The sequence below is a fragment of the Actinobacillus genomosp. 1 genome (assembly GCF_029774175.1).
Classification (GTDB): domain Bacteria; phylum Pseudomonadota; class Gammaproteobacteria; order Enterobacterales; family Pasteurellaceae; genus Actinobacillus.
On the sequence record NZ_CP103834.1, the window covers coordinates 272,904 to 292,468 of the forward strand.

A 19,565-nucleotide genomic window follows, 5' to 3' on the forward strand; every position below is an offset into this window, starting at 1 on the left:
CGGTAAAAAAGATGAAAAAACTAGCCCTTTTAGGGGAGTGCATGATAGAGCTGAATGGGGAGCCGTTTGGGCAAATGCGCCAGACTTATGGCGGCGATACGCTCAATACGGCAACCTATTTGGCACGAGTCTCCGCTCCCGAAAAGCTTCAAGTGTGCTACGTGTCTGCTTTAGGGACAGATAAATTAAGTCAAGGAATGTTGGCTTATTGGCAAGCAGACGGCATTAATACTCAATGGGTGTTAAAAGACGAACAGCGTTCGCCGGGGTTGTATTTAATTCAATTAGATAAGCAAGGCGAACGAACATTTTTGTATTGGCGTAATCAATCGGCAGCCCGTTATTTATTGCAGCATCCGAATTTTCCTCAAGTATTAAGCGAGCTGGATTCGGTAGATATGATTTATTTAAGCGGCATATCTTTAGCTATTTTACCGGAAATTGACCGAGCGTTATTGATTACTTATTTAGCGGCATTAAAAGAAGCGGGAGTTGAAATTGCGTTTGACAGTAATTTCCGTCCTAAGCTTTGGGAAAGCGTTGAACAGGCACAAGCTTGTTATAAAGCTCTATTACCGTTAGTTGATGTGGCTTTAGTGACGTTTGATGATGAAGCGATGTTATGGCAAGACAAGGACGAACAGCAGACCATTGCGCGTTTATCGGCTTACGGGATTGCTAAAATCGTAGTAAAACAAGGTAGTCGCGGCGCAGTCGTTTGTGAGTATCAGCAACAAACGACTGCGCCGACCACTCCGGTGGAACACGTTGTAGATACCACTTCTGCAGGGGATTCTTTTAATGCCGGATTCTTAGCCGGTTATTTACAAGATAAACCGCTAGAAGTGTGCTGTCGTCAAGGTAATCAATTAGCCGGTATTGTCATTCAACACAAAGGCGCAATTATTGAGAAATCGGCGACAGCTCATTTACTCGCTCAATTTAATTCGATGTAGTAAGGAACAGATGATGAAATATACAACAGCACAAATAATTGAAAAACTTCGTCAGGTAAAAGTCGTGCCGGTAATTGCGGTAGAACAAGCGGAAGATATTTTACCGTTAGTTAAGACGTTAGCGGAAAACGGTTTACCGGTGGCGGAGATTACTTTCCGCTCGGCTGCGGCGGAAGAGGCGATTCGCTTAGTACGCCAGCATTATCCGGACGTATTGATTGCCGCCGGTACGGTATTAACCGCCGAGCAAGTGGTCAAAGCGAAAAATGCCGGTGCGGATTTTGTCGTGACACCGGGCTTTAATCCGACTATCGTGAAACTGTGCCAAGATTTAGATTTCCCGATTACCCCGGGGGTGAATAACCCGATGTCAATTGAAGCGGCATTGGCGTTAGGCATTGAAGCGGTTAAATTCTTCCCGGCGGAAGCTAGCGGTGGCGTGAAAATGATTAAAGCCTTACTGGGACCTTACTCTAATCTGCAAATTATGCCGACCGGCGGCATTAGCCCGAGCAATATCAAGGACTACCTCGCCATTCCGAATATTGTGGCTTGCGGTGGTTCTTGGTTTGTCGAGAAATCTTTGATTCAAGCGAAGAATTGGGATGAAATCGGTAGATTAGTACGAGAAGCTGTGACATTAACGCACGCTTAGTTACACAAAGCAAGCGGTTTGATTCTCGCTGTTTTGGGCAAAAAATGTGCGAAATCAGACCGCTTGAAAATAACGAACTAAAACCGAAAAAGTGAGCTGAATAAGCCAGCCGATACTTATTGCAAAAAGGATAGTGCTGATCCCAAATGTACCGCCGAGCAGAATACCGACAACACAGGCGAAAATTTCAATCAGTGTTCTGACTATACTGATTTTCCAACCGTAACGTAAACAAATTCCTACCATTAATCCATCTCTTGGCCCGGCACCTAGCCGGCACGATAAATAAATCGCCGTACCGACCCCAAATATGATAATCGCAATCAGAATATAGATTATTCTGAAAACGAGTGTCTCTGGTTTTTCAAGAAAATTGACGGAAATATCGGCAAATAATGAGATTAGAAATATATTCAGCAATGTTCCTAAACCAAAACGTAATTTAAACGGAATCCACAGTAATAACACTAAAAAGCTGATTAGCGCGATAGATGTACCGATAGATATATCCAGCTGTAAGGCTAAGCCTTGCGATAATACCGTCCAAGGCGTTGCGCCTAAATTCGCTAAAATAAGCAATCCCTCTGCGATACCAATGAAAATCATCGTCAATGAGAGAATGAGAATCGTATCAAAACGAAGTTCCCATTGGTGTGTGGCAGACCAACGCATAAGTGGAATCGGTGATTTTTTTAACATAAATAAAGCCATAGAGAATAAGATAGGGTAATTATATCTATTTATATGATTTTAAATAATGATAATGTGATCAATCTCTCAATTTTGAAATATTCTAGCTGTAAATTTTTAGAGATTTTTTATGTAAAAAAAGGTATAGTAATTATGCTTTTTTACTTACTGTTTTGTATAACGGTATTTGTTATTCTTTTTTCATTTTTGAGGTTTTTCAAATGAGTGCGTTAAATAGTATCTTAGGTATTGTTGTGCTTTTACTGATTGCCTTTGCATTATCAAATAACCGCAAAGCTATTAGTATTCGTACGGTAATCGGAGCATTGGTTCTACAAGTTGGGATTGGAGCGATCATTCTTTATTGGGAAACCGGTCGTCAGGGTTTATTAGCTGCAGCAGAAGGTGTGAGTAAAGTTATCAATTACGGTAACGACGGTATCAGCTTCTTATTCGGCGGCTTGGTAAGTGATAAAATGTTTGAAGTATTCGGTGGCGGCGGTTTCGTTTTCGCATTAAAAGTACTTCCTCCGATCATTTTCTTCTCATCTCTCATTTCCGTACTATATTATTTAGGTATCATGCAGATTGTTATTCGTATCCTCGGCGGTGCGTTACAAAAAGTATTAGGTACATCTAAATCAGAATCAATGTCTGCGGCGGCAAATATCTTTGTCGGTCAAACGGAAGCGCCTCTTTTAGTTAAACCTTATATTAAATCAATGACCAATTCCGAGTTATTCGCAGTAATGTGCGGCGGTTTAGCTTCGGTTGCCGGTGCGGTAATGATTGGTTATGCGGGTATGGGCGTACCGCTTCCGTATTTAATTGCGGCATCATTTATGGCGGCTCCGGGCGGTTTATTATTCGCTAAAATTCTTCACCCGCAATCAGAGCAGTTTAAAGACGAATTAAGTGATGATGATATTGAAGAAAAACCTTCGAATGTGATTGAAGCGGCGGCGGTCGGTGCGTTCTCCGGTATGCAATTGGCAATGAACGTCGGTGCGATGTTATTAGCGTTTATCGCATTAATTGCAATGCTTAACGGTTTTATCGGCGGAATTTCTTCACTTATCGGTTATGAAAATGTAACCTTACAATCATTGTTCGGTTATGTGTTCCAACCTTTAGCATGGTTAATCGGTGTGCCTTGGGGTGCAGAATCTCAAGTGGCAGGTTCATTAATCGGTCAGAAATTAATTTTAAATGAATTTGTTGCCTATGCGGATTTCGTGAACTACTTAAAACCTGAAGCAACGGTAGCCTTAAGTCCGAAAACGATTGCAATCATTACTTTCTCCTTATGTGGTTTCGCCAACTTAAGTTCAATCGCAATCTTAATCGGCGGTTTAGGCGGTATGGCGCCAAGTCGCCGAGGTGATGTGGCTCGTATGGGGGTTAAAGCTGTTATTGCAGGTACGCTCTCTAACTTAATGAGTGCAGCGATTGCCGGTTTATTTATCGGTATCGGCGGAGCGGTAATGTAATCGCCAATGATTTAATGAATAACACCACTGGAAACAGTGGTGTTGTCGTTTTAGGACGAAGTAAACGTTTGCGTGACTTAATCTAATATGCAAGCGGTCTAATTTTTCTATATTTTTACAAAAGTAAAACGGGGGTTCGTATGAGTTTAAAAGATTCGGCAAAAATCGCTTTATCCTTGATGGATTTAACTACGTTGAATGACAATGACACGGATGAGAAAGTAATTTCTCTTTGTCAGCAAGGTAAGACGGAATTCGGTACGCCGGCAGCAGTATGTGTTTATCCGCGTTTTGTGCCGGTTGCTCGTAAAGCGCTAAAAGCACAAGGTACGGAGCAAGTTAAAATTGCCTCGGTAACTAATTTCCCGCATGGTAATGATGATATTGAAATCGCAGTTGCGGAGACCAAAGCTGCTGTGGCTTACGGTGCGGATGAAGTGGATGTAGTATTCCCTTACAAAGCATTAATGGCGGGTAATGAGCAAATCGGTTTTGAATTAGTTCAACAATGTAAGGCGGTCTGCCAAGCATCAAACGTATTATTGAAAGTAATTATTGAAACCGGGGAACTGAAAACCGCTGAATTAATTCGTAAAGCAAGTGAGATTGCAATTAAAGCCGGTGCGGATTTTATTAAAACCTCAACGGGTAAAGTGCCGGTAAATGCAACTTTAGAATCGGCACGCATTATGTTAGAAACCATTCGTGATTTAAATGTTGCGGATAACGTCGGCTTTAAAGCGGCGGGCGGCGTAAAAACAGCACAAGAAGCGGCACAATATTTAGTGCTTGCTCAAGAGATTTTAGGCAAAGATTGGGTAAATGCGGCTCATTTCCGTTTCGGTGCTTCAAGTTTATTAACAAACTTGTTAGCAGCTTTAAATGGCCAAGCAAATCAAGAAGTAAGCGGTTACTAAGATAAACAGTATAAATTGATTAATTTTTATAAACTATAGCGTAATAGAGGAAAACAAAATGGCTACTCCACACATTAACGCACCTGAAGGTGCATTTGCTGACGTTGTATTAATGCCGGGCGATCCGCTTCGTGCCAAATATATCGCTGAAACGTTTTTAGAAGATGCGGTGCAAGTGACGGATGTCCGTAATATGTTCGGTTATACTGGTACTTACAAAGGTCGCCGCATTTCAGTAATGGGGCACGGTATGGGGATCCCATCTTGCTCAATTTATGCAAAAGAACTGATTACCGAATACGGTGTGAAAAAAATCATTCGTGTCGGTTCTTGCGGTGCTGTGCGTCAAGATGTGAAAGTACGTGATGTAATCATCGGTTCCGGTGCTTGTACTGATTCAAAAGTAAACCGTATTCGTTTCCGTGATAACGATTTTGCGGCAATTTCCGATTTTGATATGACATTAGCGGCAGTTCAAGCGGCAAAACAAAAAGGTATTGCAGCACGCGTAGGTAACTTATTCTCTGCGGATTTATTCTATACACCGGATGTAGAAATGTTTGACGTAATGGAAAAATACGGCATCTTAGGTGTGGAAATGGAAGCGGCAGGTATTTATGCGGTAGCGGCGGAATACGGTGCGAAAGCATTAGCAATTTGTACCGTTTCTGACCATATCCGTACCGGTGAACAAACTTCATCGGAAGAACGTCAATTAACTTTTAATGACATGATCACGATTGCGTTAGAATCTGTATTAATCGGTGACCAAGCAGAATAAGCGGTCAATTTTCCAAATTATTTTGTAAATCCTTCGAGGTGAAAATCTCGGAGGATTTTTTATATGTGATAGGCAATGTTAAAATTAATTGAATGTTTATTCATTTTTAATGAATTTTTATTCTGTTTTGCGTTTGAAATTCTGTTTGAATAAGAGTAAGATGCTCAATGTTTTGACAGTAATAAGGATTTATGATGAGTAAATATAAAATTTTTGTGGACGGAGCAGTCGGTACAACCGGTTTACGTATTTTTGATCGTCTTGCTAGTGCGGAAGATATCGAGCTATTAAGCCTACCGGAAGCATTACGTAAAGATCTCAGTGCAAGAGTAGCGAAAGTCGCGGAAGCGGATCTGACTTTTCTTTGTTTACCGGATGAAGCTTCGAAAGAATTAGTCGCTCATGCGCCGGCGGATGCAAGAATTTGTGATACTTCAACCGCTCATCGTGTAAATCCTGATTGGACTTATGGCTTTGCAGAGCTTTCCGGGCAGTTTGAAAAAATTCAAAATGCGAATCGAGTTGCCGTGCCGGGTTGTCATGCGACAGGTTATATTGCATTAGTTCGTCCTCTTATTGAAAAAGGTGCGTTAAGTGCCGATTATCCGCTTTCTTGTCATTCTCTCACCGGTTATTCCGGCGGCGGTAAATCAATGATTTCCGAATATCAAAATCCGGATCGTGAACAAAAATTCAATGCCCCTCGTGTTTATGGATTAGCTCTCAAACATAAACATTTACCGGAAATGCAAGTGCTTACCGGTTCAAACCATCCTCCTATTTTCACTCCGGTAGTTGCCGACTATTACAGCGGAATGTTGGTGACTGTACCGCTCCCTGCTTCAGCCCTTTCACAAGCGGTCAATTCTGCTGAAAAAATTGCAAATTTATTCAGCGAGTATTATCAAAATTCCAAATTGATTACGGTTCATCCTGCTTGTTCGCTACCTGAAGACGGAATGTTGGCGGCGAATGAATTGAGCGGTAAAGACAGCCTTGAAATCTTTGTTTACGGTAATGAAACACAGCTGTTATTGTGTGCACGTTTCGATAATTTAGGTAAAGGCGCATCTGGTGCGGCAGTACAATGTATGAACATAATGTTAGGCCGTGAAGAAACAGCCGGACTAGACGTATAGTCAGCGTGAGATATTATTTGGGGTTTAAAATGTTACAAAACGAAGTTGAAAATTTTGCAAATCTTTTAGAAAAAGCGACCGCTTATCTTGCTCCGTATCAAGAAAAAATTATCGTAGTGAAATACGGCGGCAATGCGATGATCAATGAAGATCTAAAAAAATTGGTGATGCAAGACATTTTATTGCTGAACCAATTAGGTGTAAAAGTAGTATTAGTACATGGCGGCGGACCGGAAATTTCACAAGGGGTGAAATTACTTGGCAAAGAACCGCAATTTATCAATGGCTTACGAGTAACCGATCAAGATACGATCAATGTGGTATTACAAATGCTTGCCGGTAAAGTGAATAAAAGCTTGGTGGCATTGCTAAAGGGCAAAGGCGTTGGCTTATGCGGTATTGACGCAAATATGCTGCAATGCGAAAAGTTACAAGGCGAAGTAGATTACGGCTTTGTCGGCGAGATTGTTAAAGTAAATACTCAATTATTGGAACTTGCGTTAAATGCAAATTTAATTCCGGTGATTTCTACGGTTGGTGTGGATGAGCAAGGTGTCGCTTACAATATCAATGCGGACACGGCAGCAAGTGAAATTGCGATGGCATTAGGAGCAGCGAAATTAGTGAGTATGACGGACATTGCCGGCTTATTACGTGATCGCTTTGATGAAAGTACGTTGATTCCGGAGGTTGAGGTCAGCGAAGTACAAGACTTAATTGATCAAGGCATTATTGCCGGCGGTATGATTCCGAAGATTGCCTGCTGTACCGATTTTATTAACGCCGGCGGCATTGAGGCAAACATCATTGACGGACGAGTACCGCACGCCATTTTAGTTTCACTATTCGGTGGTAAAAACGGCACGCTTTTTTATAAAAAATAATTAGGAAGAGAAAATGAATAGCAACGACATCAAACAATTAGATACAGATTATATCGCTCAAACTTACGGCAGATTTAACCTCGCCCTTTCACACGGAAAAGGTTGTGACGTGTGGGATTTCGAAGGCAATCAATATTTAGATTTTACCAGTGGCATCGGGACAAATAGTCTCGGTTGGGCGGATGACAGTTGGCTGGCGGCGGTAACCACTCAGGCGGGTAAATTACAACATACTTCAAATTTATTCTTTACCGAGCCGTCTGCTGTACTGGCTAAAAGTTTGGTGAAGGCAAGCGGTCTAAAACGCGTATTTTTTTGCAATTCGGGTGCGGAAGCGAATGAAGGGGCAATTAAAACTGCGCGTAAATATAGCCACGACAAATACGGCAAGGGCAGAGCGACCGTACTCAGTTTAGTTAATTCATTTCACGGACGTACGATTTCAACTCTTGCTGCAACCGGACAAGATGTTTTTCATCAGCACTTTTTCCCATTTACACAAGGTTTTGAACATACACCGGCTAACGATTTAAATGCTTTACATACACGTCTTGAACAAAATGATGTGTGTGCGGTAATTCTAGAAGTGGTGCAAGGCGAAGGCGGTGTTTGTGCATTAGATGCCGAATATTTACAAGGCGTACAAGCAATTTGCCAAGCAAAAGATATTATTTTTATTATTGATGAAGTACAAACCGGTATCGGGCGTACCGGAAAATTATTTGCTTATCAGCACTTCGGCTTACAGCCGGATATTATCACGCTTGCCAAAGGTTTAGGTGGCGGTTTACCGATCGGTGCTTTCGTATTGGGTGAAAAATGCCAAAATACGTTGAGTAAAAGTGATCACGGTTCAACATTCGGCGCGAATCCGGTTTGTTGTGCGGCGGCAAATGCAGTGTTAGCCAAAATGGATGAAAAATTCCTTGCTGATGTTGCGGTTAAAGGCGAAAAATTACGTGCGGCATTGCTTACCTTACCAAAAGTAAAATCGGTTTCCGGCTTAGGTTTAATGCTCGGTATTGAATTTGAAGACGATGTAAAAGCCGCTGATGTGGTGGCGAAAGCAATAGAGAAAGGTGTATTAACGCTTACCGCCAAGACAAAATTACGTTTATTGCCGCCGCTCATTATCTCGGAACAACAGATTGAGCAGGGGGTTGCAGTATTAAGAGACGTATTGGAAAGTCTGTAAGCGGTTATATTTTAGTGAATTTTTGCGGATAGTTTTTTTAACAATATTTAAGCGAAACAGAATCCCTCTAAGTGAATCACTTAGGGGGATTTTTTATTGCGTTTAGTCTATGTATTGTAAATAAAAAGATATTTATACATTTTCTTACAAAATAATTAAAAATATTTGCTATAATTTTAATGATAATTATTCTTATTTATAAAGGAGAACTTAAATGAACGTGAAAAAATCACAAATTGCGATAGTAATAGCCGCAACATTACTGACCGCCTGTTCAGGCGGTAAAGGTGGCTTTGGCTTAGATAATACCCAAGAAAAAGTGCCGAGATATGAGCCTAAAAAGGCTAAACCGATAGAGTTTGGAGATGACATTACCGAAGCGAAACCTTACGAACAATTACCGGAATTTTTACAACCGACTTTAGGTTCGGAAATTGCGATACCAAGACGTGTTATTCTCCCGAAAGCTGAAGAACGAGCAGATCTTTCACCGGAAAATGTTCATCGTTTAAGTGGCAAGCTAGAAGATATTCCTCACGCAAAAGAAATTGAAGATCATCCGTCAGTAAAAAATTCCGGAGATAAATTTTCCTTAGTTTATTCTCATGACGGCAAATCCCCGCAACGTACAAGAAATATGGACTATGTCCGTTCCGGTTTCGTATTTGCTAACGGTGGATTTACTGCAGAGGAAAATGAAAAAAAGAAAAAGTATATCGTTCCGGTAAAGTCGGATATGTGTTCTACAAAGGCGTAAATCCGTCTAAAGCATTACCGGTTGATAAAATTGTGAAGTATGAAGGCACGTGGGATTTCACCACCGATGCGGTAAATAAACGCAGTGCGCAAGGTTTTGAAGAATCTCATGTCGGCGATCGTTATGGTGCGATTTCCTATGATGAACCTGTTAATAATGATAAAAATAAAGGTGCAGTAGGACATACCAGTGAATTTACCGTGAATTTTGGTAAAAAAGAAATAACCGGTCAGTTATATCGAAATCATCCTGTATATAGCGGTAAAGCACAAGAAAGAACTAAACGATATGATATTGATGGCAAACTGTTTGGTAACCGTTTCCGCGGTAGTGCCAAAGCCACTGATCCGAAAGATCGTTATTTCGGTTCAAATGCTAATAATTCTTTAGAGGGAGGATTCTACGGGCCGAATGCGGAAGAATTGGCAGGGAAATTCTTAGCTAATGATAAATCGTTATTCGGCGTGTTTGCTGCCAAACAAAAAGACGGCAAAGCAGCGACAGAAACAAGATTCGATGCTCGACAAATTGATTTAGCCGACTTTAAACAAACTGAAATGGATTCGTTCGGGCAAGCGAATTTACTTGTGATTGACGGGCGAATTATTCCGTTACTTAAACAAAATTTTGAGCAGCAATTGGCAAATAAATCGGTAAAAGTGACCGCTTGTTGTGAGAACTTGGCGGACGTTAAATTCGGTAGCTTTGAAGTAGCGGGCGAGGGGAAAAAATTATATATAACCGGCGAACGTACCGCAGTCAATGCAATTCCGAAATCGGGAGTATTTGCATATAAGGGCAGTTGGCAGGGGCAAATCGGCAGCAAAGATAATAGCTCGAAATGGCAAGCACCGGAAAATAGCGCAGTATATTTAGAAGTGAATTTTGCAGATAAAAAAGTGAATGGCGGTTTTGGTAGCGGGCCGGTTAGTGGAACCGTATTGTCGCTTCAAGAAGGTGTCATAGAGAAAAACGGTTTTTCCGGTGTAGTAAAAACATTAAGCGAAGGTTTTACTGCCGAAGGAAAAACTTACCATGTTGAGGGCAAAGTATCAGGCGGTTTTTATGGTAAGACGGCATCAGAGATCGGCGGTAGTTTCTTGAGCAATGAACAAAGTCAGGATAAAGCAGCCGGTGTATTCGGTGCAAAACGTCAAGTCGAGAAGAAATAGGGGAGAGGTAGAGAGTGAAGCAATTTAAATTAAGTTTAAGTTATATCGCAATTCAATCCGCTTTCCTGATTTTATCCGCACAAACTTATGCAAAGCAGAATGAAACGGAATTAGATACCGTTACGGTCAAAGCCAAAACGGAAGTACACCGCCGACAAAATGAAGTTACCGGCTTAGGTAAAGTTACCAAAACCAGTAAGGATCTTGATAAAGAACAGGTACAAAATATTCGAGATCTGACCCGTTATGATCCTGGTATTTCAGTGGTTGAACAAGGACGAGGCGCAAGTAGCGGTTATTCGATTCGAGGGGTGGATCGCAATCGTGTGGCATTACTGGTGGACGGGCTACCGCAAATTCAGTCCTATAAAAGCATCTCGCCGCTTGCGCAAGGCGGAGCAATTAATGAAATTGAATATGAAAATATTCGTTCGATTGAATTTAGTAAAGGAGCAAGCTCACAAGAATACGGTAGCGGTGCCTTAGGTGGCGCTGTCGGTTTCCGTACTAAAAATCCGGATGATGTTATCAAAGAAGGACAAAATTGGGGATTAGACAGTAAAACAGCTTATGTGAGTAAAAATAAGCAATTTAGTGAATCGCTTAGTTTTGCCGGTCGTTCCGGTGGATTTGAAGCACTGGTGCAATATACGCATCGAAAGGGCAAAGAAACGGAAATCCATAAAGATGCCACTAATGTAAGGCAGTCCTTCTACCGCGTTGTACCGAAGGATCTCAATTTAGATAAAAATCAAAGGGATAACTGGTTCGTCTTTCAAGACGAATGTCCGACCGGACAGGGGAGTAATCCCGGCTGTGTTCCGCGTCCGATTGTGCGAGGGGCGAAAGTAGTAAAGGATTCGGTTAATGCGAAAGATTATACCGGTGACGGACGTATTGCGCCGAATCCTATGAAATATCAGTCGGGTTCTTGGTTATTTAAATTAGCTTACCATTTTTCCCCGAAACATTCGGTAAATGCCGTATTTGAGCAAACTAAACAACGTTATGATATACAAGACATGACGCAGGAGAAATATGCGGGTTTAGAGCGAAATAGTAAAGGACAATTGGATCCTAGAAAAACAGAGATAGCATACTCGTTATTCGGTAGAAACTTTTATCCGGATGATCCTACTCAAGCGATTGGTTACGGAAATACGCTTAATCCTAGTTTAGTACAAAGTGCTTATTGGAGCCAAGCAAGATTCTTTGACGAACGGCATACGAAACGTCGCTTAGGGTTTGGTTATCAATATAAGTCTGAGAACGATAAGGGTATCTTTGACCGCTTAAATCTCAATTTAGACCAACAAGATATTCGTTTACTGACTAAGGTGCATAATTTAAATTGCAGTCGATATCCATACATTGATAAAAATTGTAAGGTAACACCGGATAAGCGTGATTCTAATGCCAATTATGAACGTAATATTTATAAGGAACGTCATAAACAAGTCCAACTTTCTTTTGAAAAGGATTTGGAAATCGGGAAAACGCAACACTTATTTAATTTACTAATGAGTTATGATCGTATGCGTTCTAACCATAAGCGAGATCAATTCGAACGTACTTATTTAGTCTATTCTAAAGATGATAGATCGGAACATCCGTATTATGACGTAGGAAATCGAGATAAAGATGTCGGCTATTACAATAGCGGTACTTATAAATACCCGAGAATTATTGGGAAAAGACAAGCAATCGTCGTTCGTGATAGTTATTGTAAGTCCGATACGAATTATGAAAAACGCAAAGATTTTACCGATTGTTCGGCACATATTACCAAAGGACAACATTATGCGATTGGTTTATCGGATCGTATTTTCATCGGTGATAAACTGGATTTAGGTTTAGGTGCACGTTATGACTATCATCGCTTTAAATCGGATGATGATTGGATAGATGCCGGTAAGCATAAAAACTTTTCATGGAATACCGGTTTAACTGTGCGACCGATAGAACATATTGCACTGTCTTATCGTGTTTCAAACGGTTTTAGAATACCGTCATTTGATGAAATGTTCGGTCGCCGTGTTCCCGGAGCCAATGATAGCAAATATTGGCGTAGAGCATTGCTTAAAAAGAAATTAACTTCGGAAAAGGCACTTAACCAAGAAGTCGGTGTAGCTTTTAACGGTGATTTCGGTGTATTGGAAGTCAGTTATTTTGATAACCGCTATAGAGATTTGATTGTCAGTGCGAGAGAAAAAGGGCTTGAAGGTATTCATGGCTTTTATAATCTCCAATCGATTAATCTTAATGGGGTAAATCTATTAGGTAAACTTAATTGGCATGGTATTTGGTCTGCTTTACCGGACGGTTTGTATTCAAATCTTGCTTATAACCGTATTAAAGTAAAAAACGTCGATACGAAACCGAATTATGTGTTTGTTCGTAGCCCAGTGTTAGATGCGATACAGCCGGAACGTTATGTGGCAAGTTTGGGTTATGATGAGCCGAACGGTAAATGGGGCGTGAATTATATTCTAACTTATTCTAAAGCGAAAAAAGCCGATGAATTAATCGGTAGAACGATTTATTACACCGACGATGTGGTGAAAGGTGTGACGAATCAACGTACTCGACCTTGGTATATTTATGATGTGATCGGTTATTATACGTTTGCCAAACACTTTACCGTACGAGGCGGTATTTATAACCTAACCAATCGTAAATACAGCACTTGGGAAGCGGTTCGCCAAACCGCTGTAACCAGTGTGGTTCCGGTTTATAATCGAGGTCATGCAAGTTATGCCGCACCGGGCAGAAATTATGTACTAAGTTTAGAAGCTAAATTCTAGCCAAGTAGTAGATAAGAAAAAGGCACTCGAAAGAGTGCCTAATATTTTTATGAACGTTTCATTAATTCGAAGAATTCTTCGTTGGTTTTGGCTACGCCGAGTTTATCGATTAACCATTCCATTGCCGCTACTTCATCCATCGGATTCAGCACTTTACGTAACATCCACGCATTGCGGTGTTCTTCCGGCGACATTAATAAGTCATCTTTACGTGTACCCGAACGATTAAACTCAATCGCAGGGAATACACGACGTTCCGCAATTTTACGAGAAAGGTGTAATTCCATATTACCGGTACCTTTAAACTCTTCGAAGATAACTTCGTCCATTTTCGAACCGGTATCAACTAATGCCGTCGCGATAATGGTTAAGCTGCCGCCTTCTTCTACGTTACGTGCCGCACCGAAGAAACGTTTCGGGCGATGTAATGCGTTTGCATCCACACCACCGGAAAGGATTTTACCGGAAACAGGGGTCACGGTATTGTAAGCACGAGCAAGACGAGTAATCGAGTCTAATAAGATAACCACGTCTTTTTTATGCTCTACCGAGCGTTTCGCTTTTTCGATTACCATTTCCGCAACCTGTACGTGACGTGTCGCCGGTTCGTCAAAGGTGGAGGCAATCACTTCTCCGCGTACGGTACGTTGCATTTCGGTGACTTCTTCCGGGCGTTCGTCAATCAGTAATACGATCAATTCACATTCTGGGTGATTATGGGTAATGCTTTGTGCGATATTTTGCAGAAGCACGGTTTTACCTGCTTTCGGCGGTGCGACGATCAAACCACGCTGACCTTTACCGATAGGAGCTGCTAAATCAAGAATACGAGCGGTTAAATCTTCGGTTGAACCGTTACCGCGTTCCATACGTAAACGTGAATTGGCGTGTAAAGGGGTTAAGTTTTCAAATAAGATTTTGCTGCGAGAAACTTCAGGTTTGTCATCATTGACGAGATCAACTTTTAATAGCGCAAAATAGCGTTCGCCTTCTTTCGGCGGACGAATTTTACCTTCGATTTTATCACCGGTTTGTAAGTTGAAACGACGAATTTGGCTCGGGGAAACATAAATATCGTCAGGACCGGCAAGATATGAACTGTCAGCCGAACGTAAGAAACCGAAGCCGTCCGGCAAGATCTCTAAGATACCTTGACCGAAAATATCTTCACCGCTTTTCGCGTGTTGTTTAAGAATGGCGAAAATGATATCTTGTTTACGTAAACGAGCTAAATTTTCTAAGCCCATTTGCCCTTCGCCGAGCGCAACAAGATCCGATACAGGAGTGTTTTTTAATTGAGTAAGATGCATAAGAAATAATTCTTGATAATTGTAAGATTGGATTAATTTAAGAATAAATAGATACGGATAATACCGTAAAAAGACGTGGCGAATAATACAGCAAAATCATCCAAATTGCAAATTCTTTGCAAAAATAGACCGCTTACGAGCATTTCTAAACAAAAAAATGCCGGCGTTATACCGGCATTTTAAAGAAAGAAGAGAAAATTAAACTTCTACACCTTCAAATAATAAGGTGCTTAAATAACGTTCTGAAGCGGACGGTAAAATCGCCACGATTTGTTTATCGGCAAATTCCGGTAACTTCGCTAAACGATCCGCCGCTGCTACCGCTGCACCGGACGAGATACCGACTAAGATACCTTCTTCCGCCATAATTCTGCGTGCGGTTGCAATCGCTTCTTCACTTGAAACTTGTTCGACACGGTCGATAAGGCTTAAGTCTAAGTTTTTCGGAATAAAGCCGGCACCGATACCTTGGATTTTGTGCGGACCCGGTTTAACTTCTTCGCCGTTTAAGGTTTGGCTAATAACCGGTGATTCTTTCGGTTCGACCGCAACGGAAATAATTTGTTTGCCCTGATCTTGTTTGATATAGCGAGAAATACCGGTAATCGTACCGCCCGTACCCACACCGGCAACAATCACGTCCACTTTACCTTCGGTCGCATTCCAAATTTCCGGACCGGTGGTTTGTTGATGAATCGCCGGGTTCGCCGGATTTTCAAACTGTTTTAAAATCACATAACGGTTCGGATCGCTTGCGACGATTTCTTCCGCTTTAGCAATCGCGCCTTTCATACCTTTTGAGCCTTCGGTTAAAACCAAGTTTACACCTAAACCGCGTAATAAGCGTTTACGTTCGGTACTCATCGTTTCCGGCATGGTAAGAGTGATTTTATAACCGCGAGCCGCCGCTACATAAGCGAGAGCAATACCGGTATTGCCGCTGGTCGCATCTACGATTTCTTTGCCTTCGGTTAAAATACCGTCTTTTTCCGCTTGCCATACCATATTGGCGCCGATACGGCATTTCACGCTGAAGCTTGGGTTACGAGATTCGATTTTTACTAATAAATTTCCGTTTTGACCGAAGTTTTTTAAACGAACAATCGGGGTATTGCCAATAGTATATGAGTTGTCTGCATAAATTGTCATAGAGTTGTTCCTTTAGTCTGAATTAAGATTTCTCGGCAAGCATACGATATTTTTCCGAAAGATGTTAGTGGCGAAAAATCATTTAATATAACGGAAAGGAATATGAAATTGACTTGTTCAAAAGACGAGGAGAATCACACTAAAAAAGCGGTCGGATTTTACAATTTTTTTGCAAAATCCGACCGCTTGTATAGTAGACTAAATACACTGCGAATTATTTCAATTCACGCGCGCCTTGGTTATCCACTTTACAGATATGAATAAAGCCTTCGTTATTCTGTAGATACTCTTTTTCAAGATAGGCTACTAATTTTTGAGCGTGTTCCAAATCCGGCGCAATGGCAAACATTGTCGGGCCCGAACCGGAAATACCTACCGATAATGCACCGAGATCTTTACAGCCTTGGCGAACTTCGGCAAAGTTCGGCAGTAGATTTTCACGATAAGGCTCGGCAATTAAATCCTTCATCATTGTCGCCGCTAAGATGTCTTGATGCGTATGACAAGCGTGTACGAACGAACCGAGGTAACGCGCCTGTTGAATCATATCTTGACGAGTATAGTTTTTCGGTAAAATAGCACGAGCTTCCGCCGTCGAAACTTCAACGCCCGGATAAGCGAGCACCCAATACCATTCGTCAAAGAACGGAATGGTTTGGCAAATATTACCGAGTGATTGCGTCATTAACTGCAAGCCGCCCAAATAGCAAGGTGCAACGTTATCATAATGGATTGAACCGGAAATTCGTCCTTCCAGTTCGCCCATCATTTCTAACAATTCCATTTTTGAGAACGGTTCGTCATGGAATTTATTTAAAGCTACCAATGCCGCAACGATTGAACAGGCACTTGATCCCAAACCGGAACCGATCGGCATATTTTTTTCAAGGATAAGACGTAAGTTTTTGACTGAACCGCCGCGTAATTTCAAGCGTTCGCTAAATAATACGTAGGCTTGATAAACGATATTTTTTTGCGGCTCTTTCGGTAATTTACGCACGAAATAACCGGCACTTTCCAATTCAAAAGCCGTTTCGCAATCTTCAATTTGTACCACATCGCCAAGTAACGAGCCGTCAATCGGAGAAATGGCAGCACCTAAAGAGTCAAAACCTACGCTAAGATTGGCGCTTGACGCCGGCGCATAAATTCGTAATGTCGTCATTAGTTTGAACCTCCGTGTAAGGTACGTAGAATATCGGCAAAGATACCGGCGGCGGTTACATCCGTACCGGCACCGTAACCTCTTAATAAAAGAGGAATCGGGCTGTAGTAGCGAGTTAAAAACGCTAATGCGTTTTCACCGTCTTTTACTTTATACAACGGATGATCTTCATCTACCGCTTCAATCGCTACTCGGCATTTATCACCGGTAATCGAACCGACATAACGCAATACTTTACCCTCAGCTTTAGCCGCTTGCACTCGTTCATTAAATTGTGCATCAATTTCCGGCAAGACTTTTAAGAATTCTTCTTTGCTCATACCTTCTGAGAAGCCTTTCGGTAATACGCCTTCCACTTCAATATCGTCAAATTCCAATGCTAAACCGGTTTCACGAGCAAGAATTAACAACTTACGTGCAACGTCCGCACCGGAAAGGTCATCGCGCGGATCCGGTTCGGTAAAGCCTTTTTCTTTTGCGATTAGAGTTGCTTCCGAAAGTGTTAAGCCTTCATCCAATTTACCGAAGATAAATGAGAGTGAACCGGATAAAATCCCTTCGAATTTTTCCACTTCATCACCGGCGGCAAGCAAGTTTTGTAAGTTTTCAATTACCGGTAAACCTGCGCCCACGTTAGTTTCATACAAGAATTTGTGCTGACCTTGGCGAGCCGCAGCACGTAGTTCTTGATAATATTGATAGCTACCGGTATTCGCTTTCTTATTCGGCGTTACTACATGGAAACCTTCTTTTAATGCTCGGGTATAAAGGTTTGCTACGGATTGTGCCGCAGTACAATCCACGAAGACCGGATTAACTACGTGATGTAATTTGATAAACGACAATAAAACGTCAAAATCGGACGGCTGAGTTGCCGTTTCCAAATCACTTTTCCAGTTATCTAAGTTTAAACCGTTCTCATTGAGTAACATTTTATCCGCGTTCGCTAATGCGCAAACACGGATTTCAATATCCTTTTTTGCCAGAAACGCTTTTTGTTGTTTGATTTGATCAATCAGTTCGCTTCCGACACCTCCCACGCCGACTAAAAAGACTTCAATCGATTTTTTATTACTGAATAAACCCTGATGAGTCGCTTTAACCGCTTCAATCGCTTTATTCATCGGTACAACCGCAGAAATTGAACGTTCAGACGAACCTTGCGCAATCGCAACGATACTGATATTTGCTTGCGCAAGTGAAGAGAAGAAACGTGCCGCAATCCCTTTAGCTGTACGCATACCGTCACCGACTACCGAGATGATAGAAAGCTCACGGATCATATCAATCGGATCTAAATCGCCTTTACTTAACTCTTGAGCAAATTCCGCATTTAAACAAGCGGTCGCTTTTTCCTCGAATTTTGCGGGTACGCAGAAACTGATACTGTATTCGGAAGAAGATTGGGTAATTAAGATGACCGAAATACCGGCTTTTGACATTGTTGAGAAAACACGAGCCGCCATACCGACCATACCTTGCATTCCGGCACCCGATACGTTAAACATTGCAACGTTATCAAGGTTAGTGATGCCTTTTACTTTTAAGCCGTCAGTAGCTACATTGCCGTCAATTAACGTGCCTTTTGCATCAGGATTTGCGGTATTTTTAATTAAGCACGGAATATTTAACGGGACTAACGGACCGATGGTACGAGGGTGAATCACTTTCGCACCAAAGTATGAGAGTTCCATTGCCTCTTGATAGCTCATTGATTCTAAACAAATCGCTTCCGGTACTAAGCGAGGGTCACAAGTATAAACACCGTCCACATCCGTCCAAATTTCGCAACAATCCGCTTTTAAACAAGCGGCTAAACACGCAGCCGAATAGTCGGAACCGTTACGACCGAGTAACACGAGTTCACCGTTTTCATTACCGGCGGTAAAACCTGCCATTAATACGACATTTTTCTTTGGAATAGAATTAGCATCTACACGTTTGGTTGATTCGGCAATATCGACGGAGGATTCTAAATAACTGCCGTGCGCTAATAATTTTTCAACAGGATCAATACGAGTTACCCCATAACCTTTCGCTTCGAACCACGCTTGCATCATCGCAATCGATAGTTTTTCGCCACGACAGTGAATCGTCGCCGCAACACTATCCGGTAATGATTTGCTTTTTGCCGCTTCATTTGCCACACCTTGAATTTGGGTCAATTCCGCTTCCACTAAAGCCAATAAGCCTTCACGATCAACATTATTATTTGTTGCATAGAGCCCATTGATAATATTGTGGAAAATTTCGGTGGCTTCTTTAAGGTTGGTTTCGAAAGATTCGCCTGCGATAGCTTTATCGACAATGGCGACAAGGTGATTGGTGATTTTAGCCGGTGCGGAAAGTACGCCCGCCGCCTGATCTTTTAAATGTGCCTTTTCAATGATGTCGGCAGCTTGGATAAAGCGTTCCGGGTTTGCAAGGGAAGTACCGCCAAATTTAAGAACTCGCATAATTTCTCCTGATGATTTTTTGATATTAGTATTTGCAAATTTAGG

The 19,565-nt window shown here is 41.7% G+C and carries 16 protein-coding genes; 11 read left to right on the forward strand and 5 right to left on the reverse strand.

What is annotated here, in order from left to right; genetic code table 11:
- Positions 1-11 precede the first annotated feature (11 nt).
- Both NYR63_RS01300 and NYR63_RS01305 read left to right on the forward strand, forming a co-directional pair.
- Complete coding sequence (locus NYR63_RS01300) at positions 12-956, forward strand: sugar kinase (protein WP_279457816.1); 945 nt, start codon at positions 12-14, stop codon at positions 954-956.
- A 13-nt stretch (positions 957-969) separates the two neighbouring features.
- On the forward strand, positions 970-1,611 hold the full coding sequence (locus NYR63_RS01305) for a bifunctional 4-hydroxy-2-oxoglutarate aldolase/2-dehydro-3-deoxy-phosphogluconate aldolase (protein ID WP_279457818.1): 642 nt from the start codon (positions 970-972) through the stop codon (positions 1,609-1,611).
- Positions 1,612-1,665: 54 nt separating this feature from the next.
- On the opposite strand, the gene NYR63_RS01310 is transcribed toward NYR63_RS01305, so the two are convergent.
- Positions 1,666-2,310, reverse strand: coding sequence for a YczE/YyaS/YitT family protein (locus NYR63_RS01310; RefSeq protein WP_279457819.1), 645 nt, complete (start codon positions 2,308-2,310; stop codon positions 1,666-1,668).
- Between the two features lie 212 nt (positions 2,311-2,522).
- On the opposite strand from NYR63_RS01310, the gene NYR63_RS01315 reads away from it, so the two are divergent.
- The 9 genes from NYR63_RS01315 (at position 2,523) to NYR63_RS01355 (ending at position 13,440) form a co-directional block, all read left to right on the forward strand.
- The gene (locus NYR63_RS01315) at positions 2,523-3,791 is read left to right on the forward strand and encodes a NupC/NupG family nucleoside CNT transporter (RefSeq protein WP_279457820.1); all 1,269 of its coding nucleotides are present in this window, start codon (positions 2,523-2,525) and stop codon (positions 3,789-3,791) included.
- A gap of 140 nt (positions 3,792-3,931) precedes the next feature.
- On the forward strand, positions 3,932-4,708 hold the full coding sequence (gene deoC, locus NYR63_RS01320; protein WP_279457821.1) for a deoxyribose-phosphate aldolase: 777 nt from the start codon (positions 3,932-3,934) through the stop codon (positions 4,706-4,708).
- Positions 4,709-4,766: 58 nt separating this feature from the next.
- Positions 4,767-5,489 (forward strand): purine-nucleoside phosphorylase, encoded by a 723-nt coding sequence (deoD, locus tag NYR63_RS01325; RefSeq protein ID WP_279457822.1) that lies wholly within the window; start codon positions 4,767-4,769, stop codon positions 5,487-5,489.
- 194 nt (positions 5,490-5,683) lie between these two features.
- Complete coding sequence (gene argC / locus NYR63_RS01330) at positions 5,684-6,628, forward strand: N-acetyl-gamma-glutamyl-phosphate reductase (RefSeq protein WP_279457823.1); 945 nt, start codon at positions 5,684-5,686, stop codon at positions 6,626-6,628.
- A gap of 29 nt (positions 6,629-6,657) precedes the next feature.
- The gene (gene argB / locus NYR63_RS01335) at positions 6,658-7,512 is read left to right on the forward strand and encodes an acetylglutamate kinase (RefSeq protein ID WP_279457824.1); all 855 of its coding nucleotides are present in this window, start codon (positions 6,658-6,660) and stop codon (positions 7,510-7,512) included.
- Between the two features lie 13 nt (positions 7,513-7,525).
- Positions 7,526-8,707, forward strand: coding sequence for an aspartate aminotransferase family protein (locus NYR63_RS01340; protein ID WP_279457825.1), 1,182 nt, complete (start codon positions 7,526-7,528; stop codon positions 8,705-8,707).
- 214 nt (positions 8,708-8,921) lie between these two features.
- Positions 8,922-9,464: a transferrin-binding N-lobe domain-containing protein gene (locus NYR63_RS01345; protein ID WP_279457826.1), complete on the forward strand. Its 543-nt coding sequence runs from the start codon at positions 8,922-8,924 to the stop codon at positions 9,462-9,464.
- Positions 9,446-10,636 (forward strand): transferrin-binding protein-like solute binding protein, encoded by a 1,191-nt coding sequence (locus tag NYR63_RS01350; protein ID WP_279457827.1) that lies wholly within the window; start codon positions 9,446-9,448, stop codon positions 10,634-10,636. Before NYR63_RS01345 ends, NYR63_RS01350 begins: the two co-directional genes overlap by 19 nt.
- A 14-nt stretch (positions 10,637-10,650) precedes the next feature.
- Complete coding sequence (locus NYR63_RS01355) at positions 10,651-13,440, forward strand: lactoferrin/transferrin family TonB-dependent receptor (RefSeq protein WP_279457828.1); 2,790 nt, start codon at positions 10,651-10,653, stop codon at positions 13,438-13,440.
- Positions 13,441-13,487: 47 nt separating this feature from the next.
- Here the strand turns inward: NYR63_RS01355 and rho are convergent, their stop codons facing one another.
- From rho to thrA, 4 genes are all read right to left on the reverse strand, one after another.
- Positions 13,488-14,750 carry a transcription termination factor Rho gene (gene rho, locus NYR63_RS01360; RefSeq protein ID WP_005596104.1) on the reverse strand — a complete coding sequence of 421 codons (1,263 nt, stop codon included), beginning with the start codon at positions 14,748-14,750 and terminating at the stop codon, positions 13,488-13,490.
- A gap of 198 nt (positions 14,751-14,948) precedes the next feature.
- On the reverse strand, positions 14,949-15,899 hold the full coding sequence (cysK, locus tag NYR63_RS01365) for a cysteine synthase A (RefSeq protein WP_279457830.1): 951 nt from the start codon (positions 15,897-15,899) through the stop codon (positions 14,949-14,951).
- A gap of 214 nt (positions 15,900-16,113) precedes the next feature.
- Entirely contained in the window at positions 16,114-17,064 is a 951-nt protein-coding gene (thrB, locus tag NYR63_RS01370) for a homoserine kinase (RefSeq protein WP_279457831.1), read from the reverse strand.
- The gene (thrA, locus tag NYR63_RS01375) at positions 17,064-19,520 is read right to left on the reverse strand and encodes a bifunctional aspartate kinase/homoserine dehydrogenase I (RefSeq protein WP_279457832.1); all 2,457 of its coding nucleotides are present in this window, start codon (positions 19,518-19,520) and stop codon (positions 17,064-17,066) included. Before thrA ends, thrB begins: the two co-directional genes overlap by 1 nt.
- Between the last annotated feature and the right edge of the window lie 45 nt (positions 19,521-19,565).

Coding starts and splice junctions, on each gene's coding strand:
- NYR63_RS01310 (WP_279457819.1), bottom strand. CDS start 2,310: ATGTTAAAAAAATCACCGATTCCACTTATGCGTTGGTCTGCCACACAC.
- NYR63_RS01340 (WP_279457825.1), top strand. CDS start 7,526: ATGAATAGCAACGACATCAAACAATTAGATACAGATTATATCGCTCAA.
- NYR63_RS01345 (WP_279457826.1), top strand. CDS start 8,922: ATGAACGTGAAAAAATCACAAATTGCGATAGTAATAGCCGCAACATTA.
- deoC (WP_279457821.1), top strand. CDS start 3,932: ATGAGTTTAAAAGATTCGGCAAAAATCGCTTTATCCTTGATGGATTTA.
- thrB (WP_279457831.1), bottom strand. CDS start 17,064: ATGACGACATTACGAATTTATGCGCCGGCGTCAAGCGCCAATCTTAGC.
- NYR63_RS01315 (WP_279457820.1), top strand. CDS start 2,523: ATGAGTGCGTTAAATAGTATCTTAGGTATTGTTGTGCTTTTACTGATT.
- rho (WP_005596104.1), bottom strand. CDS start 14,750: ATGCATCTTACTCAATTAAAAAACACTCCTGTATCGGATCTTGTTGCG.
- argC (WP_279457823.1), top strand. CDS start 5,684: ATGAGTAAATATAAAATTTTTGTGGACGGAGCAGTCGGTACAACCGGT.
- thrA (WP_279457832.1), bottom strand. CDS start 19,520: ATGCGAGTTCTTAAATTTGGCGGTACTTCCCTTGCAAACCCGGAACGC.
- NYR63_RS01305 (WP_279457818.1), top strand. CDS start 970: ATGAAATATACAACAGCACAAATAATTGAAAAACTTCGTCAGGTAAAA.
- argB (WP_279457824.1), top strand. CDS start 6,658: ATGTTACAAAACGAAGTTGAAAATTTTGCAAATCTTTTAGAAAAAGCG.
- deoD (WP_279457822.1), top strand. CDS start 4,767: ATGGCTACTCCACACATTAACGCACCTGAAGGTGCATTTGCTGACGTT.
- cysK (WP_279457830.1), bottom strand. CDS start 15,899: ATGACAATTTATGCAGACAACTCATATACTATTGGCAATACCCCGATT.
- NYR63_RS01300 (WP_279457816.1), top strand. CDS start 12: ATGAAAAAACTAGCCCTTTTAGGGGAGTGCATGATAGAGCTGAATGGG.